Consider the following 22,522-nt stretch of genomic DNA (forward strand, 5'->3'; position numbering starts at 1 on the left):
CCTTTCAATTTCTTTATAAAGAATCATAACCTACTGAAAATACAAGTAAAATCAAGAGTGGCATGAAACATGTTATAGCCGTTGGGTGTAACTGTGTTAGTCGTACTGGTTCCTACGACTATTCAAGGAAGAACACAGCGATGGTGACTTATAAATAACGGTTTTGTTATTGGCTGCGATGGCGTTTGCAACTTAATTTAAGTCATTCTGAATGCGTTTTAACGCATTGCATGGCATGGATGCCTCTTCCTTTTTTCGCTAAAGGGGTCAGCTAATCAGTTCAAATGGAGATTGTTGTATGAAAACGTTCAATTTCATGGGCATTGTGTTTGTAGGTGCCACCGTCTTGCACTCACTGGTAAGCAATACCGCCTTTGCTCAATCCGATCTAATTGCCGAAATGGACTTAGATGATGATGGCATGATTAGTATTCGCGAAGCGGTTGCCGATCCTAATTTATTGGCAGCTTTTGGTAAAATTGATAGCAACGGTGATGGAAAAATTAGTGCTGAGGAGCTGAGCGAATCAAATCTAATTAAGCAAATCAATAAAAAAGCCTAACGGGTCTCTATTAAACGAAATCTTAGGCTACAGGTTTTCTGCCTCAACATTCTGGTTTTTTCGGTTCTGAAACGATATTACTCCCCAAAAAAACCTGATGTTGAGGTTCTTTTAATAAGCAGCAATTTGTTTGGTTTCATTTCACGTCTTAAGATAGGATACTCCAATTTGTACAAAGTAGTCTGAGGTATGAAAATGCAAATTGGATCGTTGCGACAACTCACATTAATCAGCTTTCTTATTGCGCTGATCCCCCTTGCTGTCTTGCTGTGGCACAGTCAAAGTACCTTGACTAAAATGGCCCAAATTGCCGCTAGCGAAGCGCAGTTTTCGGTCACCATGGCTCGGCAAATTGGCGACATGGAAAATATCGCCATTGACGTTGAACGGTTAATTCGACAGTACCATGTGTTAAAAAAGCCAGAATTAAAACAGCTCTCTGATAATTCAATTAATCGTCTTGAAACTAAGCTTATTAACGTTTGTGCTGAGCTACCCAATGAATATGTGTGTTCAGCTCTGCAAAAGCGCATTGCTTGGTTTGAAAATAATGTGGAAATTGAAGATAAACTACTTTTGGATGCGCAGTTAGCCGAGTTTCGCCGTTCTCTTGAAGAACTCCAAGAGCAGGTTGATTATTTACTCGATGAAAGAATTAAACAACAGCAAGATTATGTAGATTCTGTCCAACAGACACAAGCCTGGTCCACCGGCGTATTGGTGACGGTTTCATTGTTGCTGATTATTTTCGCAAGTCAGTTGATCCTCTCTCCCGTCACGAAAATCGAACGTATAATTGGCGAAATTGCCAAACAATCCGAAACCTTACCTAAGGTTTCGACTTCCGGCCCTAAGGAATTGATCGAAGTCGAACACAAACTGCATTGGTTGGCTGAGCGATTAAATCAACTTGAACATCTTCGTCACGCCCTGTTGCGCCACGCCTCCCATGAGTTAAAAACACCATTAGCCAGCATCAAAGAAGGGTGCTCATTACTTTCCGAGAGTGTCGTGGGAACCTTGAACGATCAACAAAAAGAAGTGGTGAGTTTACTAACCAGTAGTACAGAACGTTTGAACTTGCTGATTGAACAATTACTTGACTACAACTTGTTATTGCAACAGGCTAAGCCTGTGTATGAAAAAACAGACACTAAAAGTTTGCTAGATGCGGCGCTAGTTGATAATGCTTTAGCAATACAACAACATAATAATGAAGTGAATGTTGAAAACAAAGTGATAAATATGACTGTAGATCCCAATTTATATAGACGGATTATTGATAACCTTTTGTCTAACGCATTGGCCCATGGAACAACAGGGCGTCCAATAGATATTAAGCTTTATAATCAAGAGGATAGGTTGATTTTGGATGTGGCTAATCGTGGTCGAAAGATTCCATTGGAACAGCGTAAATCACTTTTCGAACCTTTCAAACGGGGTGAACACAAACGTAACGACCGGGTGATTGGCTCAGGCTTAGGTTTATCGATAGTTGCAGATTGTGCACGAATGATGCATGGGACGGTGGAAATAGTTGATGTTGACTATGCAGATGTTTGTATGCGTGTCAGTTTGCCGCAAAATGAGGTAGCGGCATGAAAAAGTTAACATGCATCCTAATGGGCTGTTTTATGGGGTTATCTGGGTGCGAAATGACTCCAGAAACACCAGTACCGGTAAAACAGGTGATTGTACCTATAGAAAATGAGTTTTGTGTGTTTGTACCTGATTCAGCCGTTGAACATAATTGCGAGTTAACCTACTGGCTGGATTTTTGGGTTGAGCATGACGGCTTGTCTTGGACCAAACGCAAAGAGTTGATCACGCAGTTGGGTGAGACAAAAACCGAATTGATGAAAAAAGTGCTGTTAAGTCAAGGTAAAGGGACTCCCTATCAAAATAGGTTGAGAGCACAAGGATGGGCAGATGAATTAGTGCCTAGCCTTACGGAACAAATGAAGCAGTTATTTTTCGTATTGGTTTACCGACCCAGTCAGGAATTATTAGAATTTGAATCTGCGTTAACCATATTGACGCGAATGAATACCAATCAATCCAAAGAACTTGATGTTCAGCAACAAAAACTGTTTGAACAGCAACAACAAATTGACCAATTATTAAAAATTGAGGCATCTATGATGGAGAAGAAAGAGGGGATAAGCCAATGAGCAAATCTGAAGCAAACGCATTACCACGTATTTTGTTAGTGGATGACGATGAAAATTTGTTGCGTTTGATGACGATCAGATTGCAAGGTGAAGGCTATCAAGTTGCCACTGCAGAAGGTGGCAAAGAGGCGTTACGTTTACTCAACACACAAAGTTTTGATGTGGTGTTAAGTGATTTACGGATGCCAGGGCTAGATGGTCTTAGCTTATTTGAAGAAATTGTATCCCTTCGACGTGATATTCCCGTTATCTTAATGACTGCCCATGGCACTATTCAAGATGCCGTTGAAGCCACTCAAAGAGGTGTGTTTGGATTCTTAACCAAACCCATTGACCATGATGCGTTACGTGACTTACTCTTGAAAGCCGTTAGTCAAAGTCAAAGTGCGCAAAATGGAACCTGGAGTGAAGAGATTATTACGCGCTCCATGCAAATGGAACAACTGTTAGATCAGGCCTTCAGAGTCGCCAAACGAGATGTGAGCGTTCTGATCAGCGGCGCTAGTGGTACCGGTAAAGAGCTACTTGCTAAGGCTCTACACAAAGCAAGTACCCGGGGCAATAAACCATTTGTGGCTATTAACTGTGGTGCGTTACCAGAAAATTTGTTGGAATCGGAACTGTTTGGCCATGCAAAAGGGGCTTTTACTGGCGCAGTAAATGAGCATCAAGGTCTTTTTCGGGAAGCCGATGGCGGAACGCTTTTTCTGGATGAAATAGGCGATATGCCGGTACCATTGCAGGTGAAGTTATTACGAGCTCTGCAAGAACAACAAATTCGCCCTGTGGGCAGTAGCAAACAGATCCCTATCAATGTTCGAGTCATATCTGCTACCCATAAAAACCTTGCCAAAGAGATGCAAGAACAGAATTTCCGGGAAGATTTGTATTATCGTCTGAATGTGGTGAATTTAACCCTACCATCATTACGTGAGCGCTCGGAAGATATTCCACTGTTGGCCCGCTACCTGTTGGCTAAAAGTGCTGAGCGTCATGGCGTCAACGTCAGCCGTTTTTCCGATGATGCGATGCAGTTGTTAGCAACCGCGCCATGGCCGGGCAATGTTAGACAGTTAGTTAACGTGGTTGAACAATGTGTCGCGTTAACCCAAACCTCAGTCATCGCTTCCCATTTAGTGGAACAAGCGCTGTCTGCTTCTGAACAAAAATGGCCGACACTGACTGAAGCCAGAGATGCATTTGAACAAAACTACTTGCTGAAATTGCTGAAAATGACCGACGGAAACGTCACTCGCGCAGCTGAGCTAGCCGGTCGTAATCGAACCGATATGCACAAATTAATGAAGAAACACGATTTACATTCCAGCGATTTCAAACCCGAAGTCGCCTAATTACCCTTACCAAAATCAATACCAACGACTTGCTCTGTTAGCCTCTGGTTTTCAGGGTGAGTCGATTCTGTATCTTGGTTGCTGTAGCCCATCAAAGTGCAAATTCGTTAAAATAATCGCCGTAGCTACATTTTTTTCACTGCTTGATGCAAAATCCCCCATAAATCTTGTTCTGAACACTGTGCTTTGGCGCGGATTTGTTTATACTATGCGGCTTTTCAATCCTTTCGGATTTTATCGATAATTTTAAGTGACATGACTTACATAACAAGTCATGAACTGGCAACAGAGGCTTTACATGCGCACAGATTATTGCGGAAACATCAACGCAAGTTTTATAGGTCAAGAAGTTACTTTATGTGGCTGGGTAAATAAACGTCGTGATTTGGGCGGTGTTATCTTTCTCGATTTACGGGATCGCGAAGGTATTGTGCAAGTAGTGTATGATCCTGACTTGGAAGATGTCTTTGCCACTGCCAATAGTCTGCGTAATGAATTTTGCGTGCAAATTACGGGCTTGGTCCGCAGTCGTCCAGAAGGTCAGATCAATAAAGACATGTCTACGGGTGAAATAGAAATATTAGGTAAGGGTTTAACCATACTGAATAGATCTGCGGCGTTGCCATTAGATTGGAATCAAGAAAACTCTGAAGAACAACGTTTAAAATACCGCTATTTAGATTTACGTCGCCCGGTGATGAGTGATCGTTTAAAGTTCAGAGCAAAAGTCACCAGCGCGGTGAGAAGTTATTTAGAAAACGATGGTTTCCTCGATATAGAAACCCCAATTCTGACCAAGGCAACACCAGAAGGCGCGCGGGATTATCTGGTTCCAAGTCGTACCCATAAAGGTGAGTTTTTTGCATTGCCTCAATCACCCCAATTGTTCAAACAATTGTTAATGATGTCAGGTATGGACCGCTACTATCAAATCGTTAAGTGTTTCCGCGATGAAGATTTACGCGCAGATCGTCAGCCTGAATTTACCCAAATTGATATTGAAACCACCTTCCTTGATGCCTCAGGGGTGATGTCGATTACTGAGGGGTTAATCAAAGATTTATTCCAAAAGATGCTAAATGTTGATTTGGGTGAATTCCCGCACATGACCTTTGCAGATGCAATGCGTCGTTTTGGTAGTGATAAACCTGATTTACGTAACCCGCTAGAGTTGGTTGACGTTGCTGATCTTGTTAAAGATGTTGAGTTTAAAGTGTTCTCTGGGCCGGCTAATGATCCCAAAGGCAGAGTCGCGGTGATTCGTTTGCCAGGCGGAGCAGCCTTATCCCGCAAAAACATTGATAACTATGGCAGTTTTGTTGGTATCTATGGTGCTAAAGGCTTGGCGTGGATGAAAGTTAACGACCTTGCAGCAGGCATGGAAGGGTTACAGTCGCCCATTTTAAAATTTTTAACTGAAGATGTCGCTATGGGGATCGTTAAACGCAGCGGTGCGGTTGATGGCGATATTATTTTGTTTGGAGCCGATAGTGCCAATGTGGTAACTGAAGCCCTAGGCGCGTTACGTTTAAAACTGGGTGAAGATCTGGATCTATTAGAAGGTGAATGGAAGCCACTTTGGGTTGTCGATTTCCCTATGTTTGAAGAGGTTGACGGCGATTTCCATGCATTACATCACCCATTCACTGCACCTCGTGACATGACACCTGATGAGCTTGCAGCTAACCCAGCCAATGCAATTTCTAATGCCTACGATATGGTATTAAATGGCGTAGAGCTTGGGGGCGGTTCGGTGCGTATTCACGATCAGGCGATGCAGTCTGAAGTGTTCCGATTATTGGGGATCAGCGAACAAGAAGCCGAGTTAAAATTCGGATTCTTACTAGAAGCTCTTAAATTTGGTGCGCCACCTCATGCTGGGCTAGCGTTTGGTTTAGATCGCTTAGTAATGTTGATGACAGGGGCTACGTCAATTCGTGATGTGATGGCATTCCCGAAAACAACCACAGCAGCATGTCCGTTAACGGATGCGCCATCTGAAGCCAATCCAGTGCAATTGAAAGAACTATCTATCGCCACGGTAATGGATAAAAAAGCGGATTAATATGGCGTATAAACGTCCAGAATCTGCATTAGTTGTCATCTTTGACCAGGCCGCCAATGTACTTGTGATGCAGCGTCAAGATGACCCTAATTTCTGGCAAAGTGTGACAGGTACCTTAGAGCCCGGCGAATTGCCGTTACAAACGGCAATTCGAGAAGTGGAAGAGGAAACCGGTATTGATATCGCCCTCAATCATCTTGAGATTGTGGATTGTCGAAGTGTTAATCAATACCCTATTCGTCAGAGGTGGCAGCATCGCTATCCACCGGATTGTCGATTCAACACCGAACATGTATTTGCATTGAAAGTGCAAGGCAATGAAACCATTCGGCTAACAGAACATCTTGCCTTCCAGTGGTTGCCTAAACACCTGGCCATGGAAAAAGTCTGGTCGCCCACCAATAAATCAGCCATTGAAAAGTTTGTACCTAATGTTTCGCTAACTGATCCGCAGGAGCAAAGATGTCGATAATCCTTGGCATCGATCCCGGCTCGCGGATAACCGGTTACGGGGTGATTAAACAAACGGGTAATACCTTTAGTTATCTCGGCAGTGGCTGTATACGTGTTCAAGGCGACGAACTTGCCCCAAGATTGAATCAAATTTATAAAGGTGTGACTGAAATTATTTGTCAGTTTCAACCACAGTTTTTCGCCATCGAGCAGGTCTTTATGGCGAAAAATCCTGATTCAGCCCTAAAACTCGGGCAAGCGCGTGGAGCTGCGATAGTGGCGGCCACCAACGCAGATTTACCCGTGGCTGAATATTCTGCCCGACAAATCAAACAAAGTGTTGTGGGCAAAGGCAGTGCTGAAAAAACTCAAGTTCAGCATATGGTTACCTACTTACTTAAACTCACTAAAACCCCGCAGGCCGATGCCGCAGATGCGCTAGCCGTAGCATTGTGTCATGGACACAGTTATCAAACCTTAATTAAACTTGCTGGAAAAGCGAGTAAAACCGTACGTGGTAGATTAAGGTAACAAGGTTTTCTAGATACCCAATTTTAACACCCAGCATAATAGGACATGTTTATGATCGGCTTAATTCGAGGCCAACTATTAGAAAAGCAACCTCCTGAAATTTTAATTGAAGCGGGTGGTATAGGCTATGAAGTGCAATTACCCATGACAAGCTTTTACCAGTTGCCAGAAATTGGTCAAGAAGCAACTGTATATATTCATTTTGTGGTGCGTGAAGATGCCCAATTGCTGTTTGGCTTTGCCGATAAATCTGAGCGTGCACTCTTTCGAGAGTTAATTAAAGTGAATGGTGTCGGTCCTAAATTAGCCCTTACTATTCTTTCTGGCATGTCGGCATCGCAATTTATTCAGTGTGTTAGTCACGATGATTTCACTGGGTTAGTGAAACTCCCTGGTGTCGGTAAAAAGACCGCAGAAAGACTTGTAGTTGAAATGCGCGATAGATTGAAAAAGCTCGAAGAACAAGGTGAAGGTAAACATCATTTACCGCCTATGCAGGTGGAAAGTCCACAAGACACCTTAGTGAAACCCACTGACGTAAAAGAAGATGCGTTAAGTGCAATGGTCGCTTTGGGCTATAAACCCGCACAAGCGGCAAAAACCATTAATTCGGTGTATCACCAAGGTATTAGCAGCGAAGAGCTGATCCGGGAAGCATTACGTTCAATGGTTTAACCTTGAGCAGATAAACTAGACTGTACAGATATTACGATTTACTGTATAAAAAAACACTGTTCGTTAGTGAGGTTTAGGTGCTTGCAATAAAAAGGTTACTTGCACGCTAATTACTCTTTTTACCCGATGCTAGAATTTAACCAGAAGACACATTCATGATTGAAGCTGATCGATTAATCCACCCCACGGCAGATACCGAAGATGAAGCTGTGGACCGTGCTATACGCCCCAAGTTATTGGCCGACTACACAGGCCAAGATCATGTTTGTAAACAAATGGATATCTTTATTCAAGCGGCTAGAAATCGAAGTGATGCACTCGATCACTTGCTTATTTTTGGCCCGCCTGGTTTAGGTAAAACAACGCTGGCGAATATTGTAGCCAATGAAATGGGGGTAAGTATTAAGACTACCTCAGGGCCGGTATTGGAAAAAGCCGGTGATCTGGCTGCATTGCTTACCAACTTAGAAGAGCATGATGTATTGTTCATAGATGAAATTCATCGTCTGAGCCCAGTGGTAGAAGAAGTCCTTTATCCCGCTATGGAAGATTATCAATTAGATATTATGATAGGTGAGGGGCCTGCAGCGCGTTCGATTAAATTAGATTTACCGCCGTTCACCTTAGTGGGAGCGACTACCCGCGCAGGTTCGTTAACCTCGCCGTTACGAGACCGATTTGGCATAGTGCAGCGTTTAGAGTTTTACAGCCTTAAAGATCTCACTCAAATTGTCACGCGCTCAGCAAACTATTTAAATCTCAATATCCATCATCAAGGGGCGTTAGAAATAGCCAGACGCTCTAGAGGGACACCGCGGATTTCTAATCGTTTATTGCGCAGAGTACGAGATTTTGCTGAAGTTAAAGCCGACGGTGATATATCTGAAGCGGTTGCCGCAGAAGCGTTAGACATGCTTGATGTGGATAAAGAAGGTTTCGACTACATGGATCGTAAGTTGTTGCTTACCATTATTGACAAGTTTATGGGCGGACCTGTGGGGTTAGACAATTTGGCGGCGGCCATTGGTGAAGAAAAAGAAACCATTGAAGATGTAATTGAACCCTTTCTAATTCAACAAGGGTTTTTACAAAGAACCCCAAGAGGGCGCATAGTATCTCAACGTGCGTTCTTGCATTTTGGTAAAGACTACAAACCTCAGAATTAACTAAGCAGGCTAAGTTTCAGGCAACAAAGTCTGAGGCAAAAAAAAGCCCGCGAAATTCGCGGGCAAAGCAACAAGTATTTGGAAAGGAAAATTCCAGGGAACACATCTATCAATAAGCAATTGATACATTTTCTGACTACCGCTTCGAAAGCTCGTCGCCTTAGTCAGGAGAACGAGGCGTATTCTATACATCAGCAAAAAATCTACAATTGAAAAAAATTGTGTTTTCAGATTAGATTAACTAATGATGAAAACTTTGAATGTTTTTCCATTCCTATGTAAATTCCTATATTTGGCAAGTAATGTATCGTGGTTGTTAATTTTGAATGAATTTTTCTTAAATGAAATTGGATTAACAAATCTAGTGTAAAAGTTGAATTTTATGCTGATTTTATGCATGCTTATTAAAAACTAAAACTCACTTTTATGGGGTTAACTGCATAATTTAGCTATTTACCATTAAAATAGTGATTTTATCTGCGACATATTTATCTTGATTATGATGTTTAAATTGAATTATTTTCAAGTCTGCTGGACTAAGCATTAGCGTTATTTAAAGAGGTAGAAAATTCGATGCCATTTCCTGTTCACAAATTTAACGTGCGCGTCTACTACGAAGATACAGATGCAGGTGGTATCGTATATTATGCTAACTATTTAAAGTTTTTTGAGCGCGCAAGAACTGAATGGCTAAGAAGTTTTGGTATAGAACAACATAGTCTTTTGGAACAATCCGTGGGTTTTGTCGTCAAACGGGTGGAAATGGACAATATTGCAGCCGCAAAATTCGATGATTTTTTACAAATTAATACACAAATAATTGAATTAAAACGTGCTAGCATGTTGTTCCAACAACAAATAACAAATTCAAACAACCTAAGTTTGGTTAGTGCGAAAATCAGGGTTGCCTGTGTGGATCTTCAAAAGATGAAACCCATAGCAATACCTGCGTTCATTTTAGGGGAAATCTCAAGTGTCATCTAATTTGTCATTTTTTGACCTGTTTTTGCAGGCAAGTCTTTTAGTTCAATTGGTAATGTTACTATTACTGGCAACATCTGTTGTGTCCTGGGCATTCATTTTCCAGCGGATAAAAGTGCTAAAGCAGGCAAAATCTGAAACCAAAAAGTTTGAAGATAAATTTTGGTCTGGTGTTGATTTAAATAAATTGTACCAAGAACTTTCTGCTCGCCAATCTGTGCAAGGTATGGGCAGCTTATTTTGTGCAGGGTTTAAAGAATTTGTGCGCTTACGAAAAGCCAGTGGTAGCTCTACCGAAGCGACAATGGAAGGGACATACAGAGCGATGCGTGTTTCATTGTCACGTGAAGTAGATCACCTAGAAGCAAATTTACCGTTTCTTGCCACAGCAGGATCCATTAGTCCTTACATTGGCCTATTTGGCACCGTTTGGGGAATAATGAACTCGTTTATCGCATTGGGTGAAGTGCAACAAGCTACCTTAGCTATGGTTGCTCCTGGTATTGCCGAAGCTCTTATTGCTACAGCCATGGGGCTTTTCGCTGCGATACCTTCTGTTATCGCCTACAACCGCTTTAGCAACCAAGTTGAAAAGTTAGAAAACAGTTACGGTAATTTTATGGAAGAGTTTTCTAGTATCCTCCATCGCCAAACCCTGTCACAACGAGCTGAGAGTGTTTAACGATGGTTGTGTACGAGCGTAAACGCCGACGTCCAGTCTCTGAAATCAACGTTGTACCTTACATTGATGTAATGTTGGTGTTGTTGATCATTTTTATGGTGACCGCACCGCTGGTAACACAAGGGGTAAAAGTCGATTTACCTAAGGCTGAAGCAGAGTCGTTACAAGATGACTCAAAACCGCCCATCATTGCATCGGTAAATGCCGATGGTGAATACTTCATCAATGTTGGGGATAACCAAGAAGATCCCATGTCAGCCACAGATTTGGCGGTAATTGTTGCCCAGCAAATCAAAAAAGAGCCGACTACTCCTGTTGTTGTAAAAGGCGACGGTGCAGTACCTTATGCCAATGTTGTGCAGTTAATGGTGCTTTTGCAGCGGGCGGGTGTGCCGTCAGTGGGTTTAATGACCGAGTCCCCTGAACAATAGGCTTTGCATGTTTAAGTTAAGCCCTATTTCTATCTCTATTGTTTTACATATTATCTTAGGCGGATTGCTGGCGATAAGTGTCGACTTCCATTCGCCTCCTAAACAGATTGATTTGAGTACCGCTACTTTTACGCCCATTGAAGCGACTGTGGTTGATCAAAAGGCAGTAAATGATCAACTCAAACGTATTGAACAGAAAAAAGAAGCTGAAAAGCAAAAAGAGCTGCAAAAAATACGCGATGCTCAAAGACGTAAAGCCGAAGCTGAACAGCGAAAACGTGACCTTGCAGCAAAGGAGAAAAAACGTAAAGAAGATGCCAAACGTCAGAAACAAGCTGCAGCTGAAGCCAAAGAAAAGAAACGCTTAGCTCAAGAGAAAGCGCAAAAAGAAGCGCAACAGAAAAAACAACGAGAGCTAGAACGTAAAGCGGCTGAAGAAAGAGAGCGTAAAGCCAGAGAAAAGCGTGAAAAAGAAGCGCAAGCAAAGAAAGAAGCCGAGCGCAAAAAACGAGAAGAAGCTGAGTTACGCGAACAGGAACGATTAATGCAAGAGCAGCTAGAAATGGAACAAGCTTCGCGAAATCAGCAACGTCAGCGCCAGGTTTTATCTGAAACAGAAAAGTATACTGCGTTGATCAATGCCAAAATTGATCAAAATACGTATAAGGATGATTCCATGAAAGGCAAGTCATGCCGAATTAACATTCGTTTGTCTTCGTCTGGGTTTGTCATTCAAATTCGCACCTTAGGCGGCGACAAAGTTGTCTGTGTAGCGGGCGAGCAAGCAATTCGACGGGCTGGGGAGTTACCGATGTCTTCAGATCCACAGGTTTACAATAATCTAAAAGATATAACTATTAACTTTGGTTTTTAATGAATGAATAAAATAAACAGTATTTTACTATCGCTCTTTTTCATCTGTTTCTCATTGGAGTCACACGCGACCTTGGAAATATACATTACCGAAGGCGTCAATAATGCCCGTCCTATTGGTATTGTTCCTTTTCATGTTTCTGCTGGAACTGTATTACCCAGTAGTATCGATGAAGTGGTTGCCGCAGACTTAACTCGCAGTGGCAAATTTTTCGCATTAAGCCGTCAACAAATGCCCCAGTTACCCAAATCAGATAGCGAAGTGGATTACAGTGAGTGGGCTGCATCGGGTGCTGAGGCCTTGCTTATCGGCCATGTTCAGCAACAAGGCGCTGATGAATTCAAAGTGAGCTTACAACTCCTTGACGTGATCCGCGGTCAAATAACCGGTGGTCAAACGCAAATGAGGAGCAATGGGCAACTAGTCACTAACCGTGATCATATACTGGACGAGTGGAGCTGGGTGATCAGTGGTGATGACTTTCGCCAATACGCCCATCGTATTAGCGACATAATATATGAGAAGCTTACCGGTGAAAAAGGGGCCTTTCTGACGCAAATTGCATACATTATTGTCAGAGACTCAGAAACCGAAGCTAAGCCTTTTCAATTAATAGTGGCAGATTACGACGGTAAGAATGAGAATGTTTTGTTGCGCTCCAATGAGCCACTTATGTCACCATCTTGGTCTCCAGATGGCAGAAAGCTAGCCTACGTGTCATTTGAGAACAAAAAACCACAGATATTTATTCAGGATATTTATACAGGCAGTCGTACTATGATCACCGACTTTCCTGGCATAAATGGTGCACCAACGTTTTCACCAGATGGAAATCAGTTGGCAATGGTTCTATCTAAAGATGGTAATCCAGAAATTTACGTGATGGATCTGGCCTCTAAGCGTTTGCGTCAGATTACCCGTAATCGCGCAATCGATACTGAGCCAAGTTGGTCTCCAGATGGTAAACATTTAATCTTTAGTTCAGAACGGGGTGGTAAACCTCAGATTTATCGAGTAAATTTAAATACAGGTAAAACTCGGCGGGTCACTTTTGAGGGAGATATGAACCTTGGAGGAACCTACACACCAGATGGCACTCAAATGGTCATGGTTAATCGTACCCGCGGAAATTACCATATAGCTAAGCAAGGCGTAGACTCAGGTGATATGTTGGTGTTAACGAAAACATTTCTAGATGAATCACCCAGTCTTGCACCGAATGGCAGTATGATAATCTATAGTACTTTGCACGAAGGCAGACAGGTATTATCATTGGTGTCACTTGATGGACGATTTAAGGCAAGGTTGCCGGTGTCAGAAGGGCAGGTTAAGTCACCTAGCTGGTCACCATTTTTGTAACATAAACTAAAAACTGTTAGAAATTTCGAAAACGAGAAGGAATAACGAAATGCAACTTAAGAAAGTATTAAAAGGTCTTGTGATTACTCTGCCATTGGTGACCGTTATGGCGTGTACTTCAACAGATAATGGTGTTGATGAAGCAGCAGCTAAAGAAGCCGCAGCAGCCCAAGCAGCAGCTGATCAGGCAGCAAGAGATGCTGAAGCTGAAAAAGCAGAAATCATGGCGATGCAGCAACGTGAACAAATGGAAGCTGAGCAGCGCGCTAAAGATTTGGCAACATTAGAGCAAGATCAAGTCGTTTACTTTGATTTTGATACGTCAAATTTGACCTCGTCTGCACGTGCTATATTGTCTAAGCATGCTCAGTTTTTAGCAGCCAACCCAAGTCAATCAATTGTTATTGAAGGTCATTGTGACCGTCGTGGTACGCCAGAGTATAATATTGCTCTTGGTGAAAGACGCGCTAAATCAATACAAACATACCTGTTAAATGCTAACGTAAGTTCATCACAGATGTCTGTGGTTTCATATGGCGAAGAAAAACCTGTAGCAAATGGCACTTCTCAATCTGCTTTTGCACAAAATCGCCGCGGTGTTTTGGTATATCAATAGAATAGAGTCATTATGATTAAACGCATGAAAGCGATTAGTCTATTACTAGTATATGGAGCCGCAGTTAATGCGGCTCCTGCGCCTGTAACAGACTTAAACGATGGATCCCTTACTAAACGTGTTGAAGTGTTAGAACGTATCTTAGATTCACGTACAGAGATGCAGCATCGAATACAGCAACAGTTAGATGAAATGCAAAACGAAGTCAGCGAAATGCGTGGTACTTTAGAATTGCATAATCATCAACTTGAAAAGATTTTGGAAAGGCAACGTGAGCTGTACTTGGAAATTGATAAGCGCATCGCCGCTGTGAATTCTCAGACTACTCAGCAACAATCAACGGCCAATTCAACTACCAACAATCCTGTACAGCAACCTCAAGTAGACATGCCTGTTACTACTAATGTTAGTGAGAGTGATGCCTATGACCGCGCGGTTAACTTGATTTTGCGTGATAAGCAATATGATTTAGCCATTCCTGAGTTTCAGTCATTTATCAAAACCTACCCAAATTCCAGCTATGCAGCAAATGCTCACTATTGGTTGGGGCAATTGTTGTTCAATAAACAGCAATGGGAAAGTGCGGCAGAACAATTCCAAATTTTGGTCAGTGGCTATCCTGATTCATCAAAACGTGCAGATGCATTATTCAAATTAGGAGTGGTTGAACAACGCAGAGATAATTTGGCTAGAGCAAAACAATTGTTTGAACAAGTTTTGTCTGAGTACCCAGATTCTGCTTCCAGTCGTCTGGCTAATTCTCGTTTAAGTGCAATGAATTAATTCTCAAATAGATAATTTAGAGCCTAGTTTGAAAAATAATTTGAATTAATTTTAGAGTCGAAAACGGTATAAATCAGTTTTATGTGCACATAAATCATACCGTTTTTGCTCCCCTTGCTTAGTTTTTCATCGAAAAGACAATTAGTTTAAAAATAACTTCATATTTAGGTTGCACCCACAAGATATTTGAGTATTATATGCCGCCGTTGCAGGAGGTCTGTAACAAAACTGAAAAAGGGTCGTTAGCTCAGTTGGTAGAGCAGTTGACTTTTAATCAATTGGTCGCTGGTTCGAATCCAGCACGACCCACCAATTTCAGTTTAGAATAAACTATCCCTCCGGGGAGGACAGGAAGTCCAAAATAATTCAGTACAATATTTACTGAATTAGTAAGAAGCTTCAATAGATGGGTCGTTAGTTCACTCGTCCGAAGGATTGGTAGAGCAGTTGACTTTTAATCAATTGGTCGCTGGTTCGACAAAACTGTAGGGAACAGTTTTGAACATGCGCAGCATGGCCCCGAAGGGGTGGAGGACAGGATGTCCGGAATAATCCAGCACACATTGCTGGATTCATAAAAAGCTTCAATAGATGGGTCGTTAGCTCAGTTGGTAGAGCAGTTGACTTTTAATCAATTGGTCGCTGGTTCGAATCCAGCACGACCCACCATCTTATTAGTATCCTCAACGTTAAATTCCTAAACATCCAAATTCAAAACATCATGCAAGTCGTGCAGGATGAGAACCAGCCCGTTCGACAAATTGTCGGGAACAATTTGTACAGCCGCAGGCTGCCCGAAGGGTGGAAGGCAGGATGAGTTGTAGGCGGTGGCTTTAGCCCCGTACTCAGCGCCCCGCGTTATTTGGTTGCACATCCACGGCCTAAAGACCGTGCTACAGGTGGATGGATTGTCGTCCGCGGCCTGTAGGCGGTGCCTTTAGCCCCGTACTCCGCGTCCCGCGTCCGCGTTAATTGATTGCACATTCACGGCCTAAAGACCGTGCTACAGGTGGGTGGTGGATAGATTGTCGTCCACGGCCTGTAGGCGGTGGCTTTAGCCCCGTACTCCGCACCCAGCGTCCCGCGTCCGTGTTATTTGATTACACATTCACGGCCTAAAGGCCGTGCTACAGGTGGGTGTATTGTCATCCACGGCCTGTAGGCGGTGGCTTTAGCCCCGCACCCAGCGTCCCGCGTCCGCGTTAAGTGATTGCACATCCACGGCCTAAAGACCGTGCTACAGGTGGGTGTATTGTCATCTACGGCCTAAATACCGTGCTACGGGGGCGGCTATGAGACGTTTGCTGATGTATTAGCTCACAGGCTAGATTAATGGCTAAACCTCGTTAGATGAGTGTACAAGCCCAAGTGGTTAGATTGTTTTGGTCACGAGGAATAAACTAAACCGGTAATAGTGGTTGAGCTGTGCCGTTAAGCGCAACCCTCAATAAATAAAACGGCAGGGTAACGGCCTAGTCTGAAACTGCTGACTTTATCTTGGTACGTTTCGAAAATAAGACCGTTGCCATTGTCTAAAGTCACTTCTAAATATTCGCCTGCTTCACCAAGATAAGGGTGCACAGAAACTTTTACGTCTTTGTAAGCCCCAACAACATCCGCTTTAGATGAACCTATTCCAATCCCTTCTTGCGTGGTTATTTTTGAGCTTTGCTCATCCACCTCAAAACGTTCCACGGTTCCATCTAAAACCATAATATAGGCTCCGTCGAAATCAGCGGGCGGAATTAAATAAAAACAGGACTGAGCTTCATCATATGAGCTTTTTTCTGGATGGTAATTTTTGAGAAGCTCCAGAGCCTTGTCACCATGGGAGCCGAGTTTTACACCGGCATATTCATCGAGAGTAAAATGATTGGCAAAAGCCACTTGGGACATCAGTAAGCAGATTAATAAGGTAATGCGCATATTCATTCCGTAAACACAAATGCAGTTAAATTCAATTGATATTACAACGATATTTGAAGGTTTAGAAACCAATTAAGTACATGATACTACTTAAATGTTGAGTCAAAATGAGGCAAACAAATATTAGGTTAAACGGAGTTTTTCTTTCAGTTCATCTTTATAGCGTCGCGACAAATTCAAGGTGTTCCCCGATTTCAAGGTAATCTTGCCATCGCCACTAGGCTGATATTGAATATTGTCAATGGCTGCTAAATTCACCGCAAAACTGCGGTGGATGCGGCTAAAACCTTTGTCATTTAGGCGCGACGTGGTGTCATTTAAAGTGCCACGTAAGGGGTAGATACGTCCTTGTTTGTGCAAGTTCACATAGTTCCCTGCAGATTCCAACCATTCAATTTCATCCACTTTGACCAGAAACTCTTTATCGAGCTTCTTAACTAATAAGAAATCTGGTGCTGCGGCGGGCGAGGGCGCTGATATAGTGTCGGCTTCTGCAGATACAGTTTCCTCTTGGTTATTAACCAAACTCGCTTCACCTTTGAGGCGGGCGTACAATGACTGCATCACTTGATATAGGATCAGCCAGAACACATAACCCCACGCATCTTTGCGGTATTCGTACCAAAATTCACGTAACCATGGGGAAAAGTCATAATTTCCACCTTCCAAAAAATAGATCCACTCTCGAAACATCACCATCAATCCCACATGGGCTGCGGAAAAACAAATGGTGATCAAAAAGTGGATAAAAAGTTGCCGACCCAGATGGGCAAACCGCAATGGCAAACGACGAAAGCACTGGAATATAACAGGCAACAAAATGAGGGTGCTCAAAGCACTAGAATATTCCCATACATAAGGTTCCCATATTTGAATTTGTACATCACTCGAACGATTATGTTCCATCCAGACACTAGAGGCATTAATGCTGTTGTTGATCAGTAGATAAGCCGCGATAAACAAATAGCTATACAGGTATCTGTGTTGATCGAATTTTTCAAACCACGTTGATTTTTGTTTATCCCGTATATCCACCGCTTATCCCTTTTGCCCTTCGAATGGTCATTATGCTCTGTTTTTATTGAAGTTTTAGGTTGATGCTAAGTCATCCCATTTATTCCATAAGAATCGAGATCCAAGCATGACACAAATATCCTCACCACGTCGATATGATATCGATTGGCTACGAAATTTAGCGTTTTTAATTCTGATTTTTTATCACATTGGTATGTACTATGTTTTTGATTGGGGTTGGCATATCAAAAGTAAACATACTTTCCGTTGGCTACAAGAGGTGATGATACTCACCAATACTTGGCGTATGTCACTGTTGTTTTTTATCAGTGCGATGGCATTGTCTTTAATCGAAAAACGGTATTCCATCGGCAGTTTGATGAGGCTCAGAAGCAACCGTTTACTGGTACCACTCATATTTGGCATGTTTGTGATTGTTGCGCCTCAGGTATATATCGAGGCCCGGGCTCAGAACTTAGTTTCAGAGGGGATGTGGACGTTTTGGTTGGAATATATCAATCCCAATACAGATTTATTAAAAGAACACCAGTCGATTATCGGTTTACTCACCTGGAATCACCTTTGGTTTTTACCTTACTTGTGGATTTACAGTTTGCTCATACTGGCGATTAGGCCATTGCTCACAAAGGCTATTCGCTCGGGTGTTGTTCAAAATATGCCGTTTAGTGCCGCCTTTGTCTGCATTGTTTTAGGGTTATTGCTAGTGTATTTAACGCTACGTCTTGCTTATCCTACCACCCATGATCTCATCAGTGATTGGTATAACCATGGGAAGTATTTTCTGATCTTCGTGTTTGGCTATGTCTTTGCCCAGCAGTCTTGCTGGTGGAATACTGTGATTAACAAACGTCGTTGGTTTTTAGGGATGGCGATTTTAGGATATTTATTTATTGTTGCTGACCGAAATGATGGGTTTACCTGGTTGGCTAATCAGTACCAAAGTTCACTGTTGGTTCGTGGTATTTACGGCAGTATTTTTATTAGCAATATGTGGGCATGGATATTCACGTTGATTGGTTACGGAGGGCGCTATTTAAACCGTCAAAATAAACTGATTACCTACGCTAATAACGCTGTTTTGCCTTGGTATATGTTCCACCAAACCCTGATTGTTATGTTTGCGTGGTATTTTAAACCTTATGGTTTGCCCACTTTTATCGAGTTCATTGTATTATTGCTCGCCACTATGGTTGGTTGTGGTTTATGCTACGAAATAGTAAAACGCACCCCCATCACTAGATGGTTATTTGGCCTAAAACTAAATAAATCATAAAAATACTGTAAATAAAAATACTGGGTTTTTCATTCGTTTGTAATAATTGTATAATATGCGGACATCTTAACCCTGTTTATAAGAGACCATGATGACGCAGGTGAATCGTATTGATTCTATTGATTACCCATTTCCGGCAAAACCAGAAGTACTAAATGCAGCACAAAACGCTTTTTACACTGATGAAATTAAACGTTTATTAGTTGAAAAAAACGCCGTTCTTGTCGCCCATTATTATACTGATCCTGAAATTCAAGCACTGGCTGAAGAGACCGGTGGCTTTATTTCAGACTCATTAGAAATGGCGCGCTATGGCCGTGATAGTGACGCACAAACCCTTATCGTCGCGGGTGTGAAGTTTATGGGGGAGACCTCAAAAATCCTCAGTCCACAAAAAACCGTGTTGATGCCAACGCTAGACGCCACTTGTTCGTTAGACTTAGGTTGTCCAATTGATGAATTTAGTGCGTTTTGTGACGCTCATCCGGATCACACAGTCGTGGTGTATGCCAATACCTCAGCGGCGGTGAAAGCCAGAGCTGATTGGGTAGTTACCTCGAGTATTGCCCTAGAAATTGTTGAACATTTGGATGCCATGGGCGAAAAAATCCTATGGGGTCCGGATCGTCACTTAGGCGCCTACATTGCAAAACAAACCGGTGCTGACATGTTGATGTGGCAAGGCGAGTGTATTGTGCACGACGAGTTTTCTGCCAAAGCCCTCAATGATATGAAGCATCTGCATCCCGATGCAGCTGTATTGGTGCACCCTGAGTCACCCGCAAGTGTAGTGGAGATGGCTGATGCCGTAGGTTCTACCACCCAATTGATTAATGCCTCTCAAAAATTAGATAACGAAAAATTCATCGTTGCCACCGACCGAGGCATTTTTTACAAGATGCAGCAATTGGCACCGAATAAAACCTTTTATGAAGCCCCAACTGCTGGCAATGGCGCGACCTGTAAAAGCTGTGCCCACTGTCCGTGGATGGCAATGAATGGTTTAAAAGCTGTTTATGATTCGTTGATGGATAATAGCGGACACGAAATTTTTGTAGACGAAAACCTCAGACAAAAAGCCCTGGTGCCGCTAAATCGTATGCTCGATTTTGCCGCAGAATTAAAAATGAAAGTAGCCGGCAACGCCTAAAAAACGCACTGTAGTCGGCGGCTTTAGCCCCGAGAAAGGGATATCCACAACCTGTAGTCGGCGGCTTCAGCCCCGAGAGAGGGATATCCATAACCTGTAGTCGGCGGCTTCAGCCCCGAGAGCGGGATATCCACAACCTGTAGTCGGGTGCTTCAGCCCCGAAAGGATGTATTGTCATCCCATGGCCTAAAGATCATGCTACAAGCACCCTTGTAGTCGGGTGCTTCAGCCCCGAAAGGATGTATTGTCATCCCATGGCCTAAAGATCATGCTACAAGCACCCTTGTAGTCGGGTGCTTCAGCCCCGAGAGAGGGATATCCATAACCTGTAGTCGGGTGCTTTAGCCCCGAAAGGATGTATTGTCATCCCATGGTCAAAAGATCATGCTACAAGCACCCTTGTAGTCGGCGGCTTCAGCCCCGAGAGAGGGATATCCATAACCTGTAGTCGGGTGCTTTAGCCCCGAAAGGATGTATTGTCATCCCATGGTCAAAAGATCATGCTAAAAGCACCCTTGTAGTCGGGTGCTTCAGCCCCGAGAGAGGGATATCCATAACCTGTAGTCGGGTGCTTTAGCCCCGAAAGGATGTATTGTCATCCCATGGTCAAAAGATCATGCTAAAAGCACCCTTGTAGTCGGGTGCTTTAGCCCCGAGAGAGGGATATCCATAACCTGTAGTCGGGTGCTTTAGCCCCGAGAGGACGAATTGTCATCCTATGGTCAAAAGATCATGCTACCGTTCAAAATCAAAAAATAGGATTACATTATGGTCGATTTAAGTCAGTACAAAGGGATCGTTTTTGATATGGATGGCACCATAATCGATTCTATGGGAACCCATGCCACGGCGTGGCAAAAAACCTGTGAAATCTTTGATATTCCCTGTGATGGAGACTTTATTTACTCCCTAGGAGGTGTTCCAACGCGTGAAATCGTGAAAATTCTAAATGAAAAATATGGTTTGGACCGAGATTTAGACCAAGTTGCCCAAAAGAAACGTGAAATTTGGCTAGGTCTAGACGAAGCCCTAACGGTTATTGATGATACGTTTCAGATTATGCAACGCTACGAAGGTAAACTTAAAATGGGCGTGGGAACGGGCGCAGATCGCGATAATGCATTGCGCATGTTATCGGAAACCGGATTGCTGGATAGATTAGAAACCGTTGTCACCTCATCCGATGTTACCCACGGCAAGCCCCATGGCGAGACGTTTCTAACGGCGGCTAAGAATATGGGATTGGCTGCGAATGAATGTGTCGTATTTGAAGACACTAAAATAGGCAAACAAGCAGCAGAGCACGCTGGCATGGACTGCATCATGGTCATAAATGGAAAAGTGCAACATCCTTGATTTTTGAACAAGTATTCATCACTAATCCTAAACTCTATGAAATAACGCAGATAATCGCCCTACAAACGCCAGATTATTGATTTTTCTACTTGCTTACAGACGCGTATTTCCCTAACATACGCACCCGTCGTCAAGGGATGTCAGATTTATGACTGAATTTCGAAAGACGGTAACGATTTAAAAGTTTTTTCAGAGGTGGGTGAAGCCGGCCTCTTTAGGTGCGAAGCACCGCCCGGCTGGACGGCCGGACATGGATGTACGGACTGGGTGCCGATCATCATGGATGTGTTAACTCTGCGATATATTCGAAGAGTAATTTAAAAGTTTTGGAGAGGTGGCTGAGTGGCTGAAGGCGCACGCCTGGAAAGTGTGTTTAGGGTTAAACCTAACGAGGGTTCGAATCCCTCTCTCTCCGCCAAAAAATAAGAAAGCCCCTACGTTTTTCGTAGGGGCTTTTTTATTTCATACGAATTAGTAAGGATTTGAAGTAATCCTATGGTTTGTTGCTTATGCTGGGAAAATAGGATGCTTTCGCTGGGTAGCATCGTTGACCATGGCAAAATATTCAGGAATGAATATTTGTTTAATCTGTAGCATGGTCTTTAGGCCATGGAAGGGGAATACATCCTCTCGGGGCTAAAGCCACCGACTACAGTGTTGCCTGTAGCATGGTCTTTAGGCCATGGAGGGACAATACATCCTTTCGGGGCTAAAGCCGCTGACTACAGGTTATGGATATACCTCTCTCGGGGCTGAAGCCACCGACTACAGGTTATGGATATACCTCTCTCGGGGCTGAAGCCACTGACTACAGTGTTGCCTGTAGCATGGTCTTTAGGCCATGGGGGGGGAATGCATCCTTTCGGGGCTAAAGCGCCCGACTACAGGTTATGGGTATCTCTCTCTCGGGGCTAAAGCCGCCGACTACAATGTTGCCTGTAGCATGGTCTTTAGGCTGTAGGCTCCCCACATCTTTTATACACATATTGTTTCCTTGAGTAGCGCATTTTGCGCTGCTAGGAGCATTGCTGCTGTGACTTTAAAACGTTTATGTAGCAATATCCGTTGAGCTAAAAAGCAG

21 protein-coding genes and 4 tRNA genes are annotated in these 22,522 nt (G+C 43.1%); 23 read left to right on the forward strand and 2 right to left on the reverse strand.

Going from position 1 to position 22,522, the window contains the following annotated elements:
- Positions 1 to 298: 298 nt before the first annotated feature.
- The 19 genes from ACYVIL_RS11570 to ACYVIL_RS11660 all read left to right on the forward strand — a co-directional run bounded on the left by ACYVIL_RS11570 (position 299) and on the right by ACYVIL_RS11660 (position 15,370).
- The gene (locus ACYVIL_RS11570; RefSeq protein ID WP_303470069.1) at positions 299 to 562 is read left to right on the forward strand and encodes an EF-hand domain-containing protein; all 264 of its coding nucleotides are present in this window, start codon (positions 299 to 301) and stop codon (positions 560 to 562) included.
- Positions 563 to 757: 195 nt separating this feature from the next.
- Positions 758 to 2,164: a sensor histidine kinase gene (locus ACYVIL_RS11575; RefSeq protein WP_303470067.1), complete on the forward strand. Its 1,407-nt coding sequence runs from the start codon at positions 758 to 760 to the stop codon at positions 2,162 to 2,164.
- Complete coding sequence (locus ACYVIL_RS11580) at positions 2,161 to 2,733, forward strand: hypothetical protein (RefSeq protein ID WP_460312532.1); 573 nt, start codon at positions 2,161 to 2,163, stop codon at positions 2,731 to 2,733. Before ACYVIL_RS11575 ends, ACYVIL_RS11580 begins: the two co-directional genes overlap by 4 nt.
- Complete coding sequence (locus ACYVIL_RS11585) at positions 2,730 to 4,085, forward strand: sigma 54-interacting transcriptional regulator (RefSeq protein WP_460312533.1); 1,356 nt, start codon at positions 2,730 to 2,732, stop codon at positions 4,083 to 4,085. Before ACYVIL_RS11580 ends, ACYVIL_RS11585 begins: the two co-directional genes overlap by 4 nt.
- 298 nt (positions 4,086 to 4,383) lie before the next feature.
- Complete coding sequence (gene aspS / locus ACYVIL_RS11590; protein WP_460312534.1) at positions 4,384 to 6,150, forward strand: aspartate--tRNA ligase; 1,767 nt, start codon at positions 4,384 to 4,386, stop codon at positions 6,148 to 6,150.
- A 1-nt stretch (position 6,151) separates the two neighbouring features.
- Positions 6,152 to 6,622: a dihydroneopterin triphosphate diphosphatase gene (gene nudB / locus ACYVIL_RS11595; protein ID WP_303470056.1), complete on the forward strand. Its 471-nt coding sequence runs from the start codon at positions 6,152 to 6,154 to the stop codon at positions 6,620 to 6,622.
- Positions 6,613 to 7,134, forward strand: coding sequence for a crossover junction endodeoxyribonuclease RuvC (gene ruvC, locus ACYVIL_RS11600; protein ID WP_303470055.1), 522 nt, complete (start codon positions 6,613 to 6,615; stop codon positions 7,132 to 7,134). The genes nudB and ruvC overlap by 10 nt, the downstream gene beginning before the upstream one ends.
- Before the next feature lie 51 nt (positions 7,135 to 7,185).
- A complete protein-coding gene (gene ruvA / locus ACYVIL_RS11605) occupies positions 7,186 to 7,809 on the forward strand; it encodes a Holliday junction branch migration protein RuvA (RefSeq protein ID WP_303470053.1) in 624 nt (207 codons plus the stop codon).
- 155 nt (positions 7,810 to 7,964) lie between these two features.
- Positions 7,965 to 8,975 (forward strand): Holliday junction branch migration DNA helicase RuvB, encoded by a 1,011-nt coding sequence (gene ruvB / locus ACYVIL_RS11610; protein ID WP_303470052.1) that lies wholly within the window; start codon positions 7,965 to 7,967, stop codon positions 8,973 to 8,975.
- A gap of 573 nt (positions 8,976 to 9,548) precedes the next feature.
- On the forward strand, positions 9,549 to 9,959 hold the full coding sequence (gene ybgC, locus ACYVIL_RS11615) for a tol-pal system-associated acyl-CoA thioesterase (RefSeq protein ID WP_303470051.1): 411 nt from the start codon (positions 9,549 to 9,551) through the stop codon (positions 9,957 to 9,959).
- Positions 9,949 to 10,638: a protein TolQ gene (tolQ, locus tag ACYVIL_RS11620; RefSeq protein WP_303470049.1), complete on the forward strand. Its 690-nt coding sequence runs from the start codon at positions 9,949 to 9,951 to the stop codon at positions 10,636 to 10,638. The genes ybgC and tolQ overlap by 11 nt, the downstream gene beginning before the upstream one ends.
- Positions 10,639 to 10,646: 8 nt before the next feature.
- Positions 10,647 to 11,069, forward strand: a complete 423-nt coding sequence (gene tolR, locus ACYVIL_RS11625; RefSeq protein ID WP_303470825.1) for a protein TolR — start codon at positions 10,647 to 10,649, stop codon at positions 11,067 to 11,069.
- 7 nt (positions 11,070 to 11,076) lie between these two features.
- A complete protein-coding gene (tolA, locus tag ACYVIL_RS11630) occupies positions 11,077 to 11,943 on the forward strand; it encodes a cell envelope integrity protein TolA (protein ID WP_303470047.1) in 867 nt (288 codons plus the stop codon).
- A 3-nt stretch (positions 11,944 to 11,946) separates the two neighbouring features.
- Positions 11,947 to 13,302 carry a Tol-Pal system beta propeller repeat protein TolB gene (tolB, locus tag ACYVIL_RS11635; RefSeq protein WP_460312535.1) on the forward strand — a complete coding sequence of 452 codons (1,356 nt, stop codon included), beginning with the start codon at positions 11,947 to 11,949 and terminating at the stop codon, positions 13,300 to 13,302.
- A 49-nt stretch (positions 13,303 to 13,351) separates the two neighbouring features.
- Positions 13,352 to 13,918, forward strand: a complete 567-nt coding sequence (gene pal / locus ACYVIL_RS11640; RefSeq protein ID WP_303470043.1) for a peptidoglycan-associated lipoprotein Pal — start codon at positions 13,352 to 13,354, stop codon at positions 13,916 to 13,918.
- 12 nt (positions 13,919 to 13,930) lie between these two features.
- The gene (gene ybgF, locus ACYVIL_RS11645; protein WP_303470041.1) at positions 13,931 to 14,701 is read left to right on the forward strand and encodes a tol-pal system protein YbgF; all 771 of its coding nucleotides are present in this window, start codon (positions 13,931 to 13,933) and stop codon (positions 14,699 to 14,701) included.
- A gap of 236 nt (positions 14,702 to 14,937) precedes the next feature.
- Positions 14,938 to 15,013, forward strand: a tRNA-Lys gene (locus ACYVIL_RS11650).
- Positions 15,014 to 15,109: 96 nt separating this feature from the next.
- Positions 15,110 to 15,222: transfer RNA gene (locus tag ACYVIL_RS11655), tRNA-Lys, on the forward strand.
- A gap of 72 nt (positions 15,223 to 15,294) precedes the next feature.
- A tRNA-Lys gene (locus tag ACYVIL_RS11660) sits at positions 15,295 to 15,370 on the forward strand.
- Positions 15,371 to 16,132: 762 nt separating this feature from the next.
- Here the strand turns inward: ACYVIL_RS11660 and ACYVIL_RS11665 are convergent.
- Both ACYVIL_RS11665 and ACYVIL_RS11670 read right to left on the reverse strand, forming a co-directional pair.
- On the reverse strand, positions 16,133 to 16,627 hold the full coding sequence (locus ACYVIL_RS11665) for a hypothetical protein (RefSeq protein WP_460312536.1): 495 nt from the start codon (positions 16,625 to 16,627) through the stop codon (positions 16,133 to 16,135).
- Between the two features lie 123 nt (positions 16,628 to 16,750).
- Positions 16,751 to 17,662 carry a LytR/AlgR family response regulator transcription factor gene (locus tag ACYVIL_RS11670; protein ID WP_460312537.1) on the reverse strand — a complete coding sequence of 304 codons (912 nt, stop codon included), beginning with the start codon at positions 17,660 to 17,662 and terminating at the stop codon, positions 16,751 to 16,753.
- Between the two features lie 106 nt (positions 17,663 to 17,768).
- Between ACYVIL_RS11670 and ACYVIL_RS11675 the strand changes: the two genes are divergently transcribed.
- The 4 genes from ACYVIL_RS11675 (at position 17,769) to ACYVIL_RS11690 (ending at position 21,859) form a co-directional block, all read left to right on the forward strand.
- Complete coding sequence (locus ACYVIL_RS11675; protein ID WP_460312538.1) at positions 17,769 to 18,935, forward strand: acyltransferase family protein; 1,167 nt, start codon at positions 17,769 to 17,771, stop codon at positions 18,933 to 18,935.
- Between the two features lie 91 nt (positions 18,936 to 19,026).
- Entirely contained in the window at positions 19,027 to 20,085 is a 1,059-nt protein-coding gene (nadA, locus tag ACYVIL_RS11680) for a quinolinate synthase NadA (protein ID WP_303470033.1), read from the forward strand.
- A 768-nt stretch (positions 20,086 to 20,853) separates the two neighbouring features.
- On the forward strand, positions 20,854 to 21,441 hold the full coding sequence (locus tag ACYVIL_RS11685) for an HAD family hydrolase (protein ID WP_460312539.1): 588 nt from the start codon (positions 20,854 to 20,856) through the stop codon (positions 21,439 to 21,441).
- Between the two features lie 328 nt (positions 21,442 to 21,769).
- Positions 21,770 to 21,859 (forward strand) — tRNA-Ser (locus ACYVIL_RS11690).
- Positions 21,860 to 22,522: the final 663 nt, after the last annotated feature.

The organism is Aliiglaciecola aliphaticivorans, from assembly GCF_054782055.1.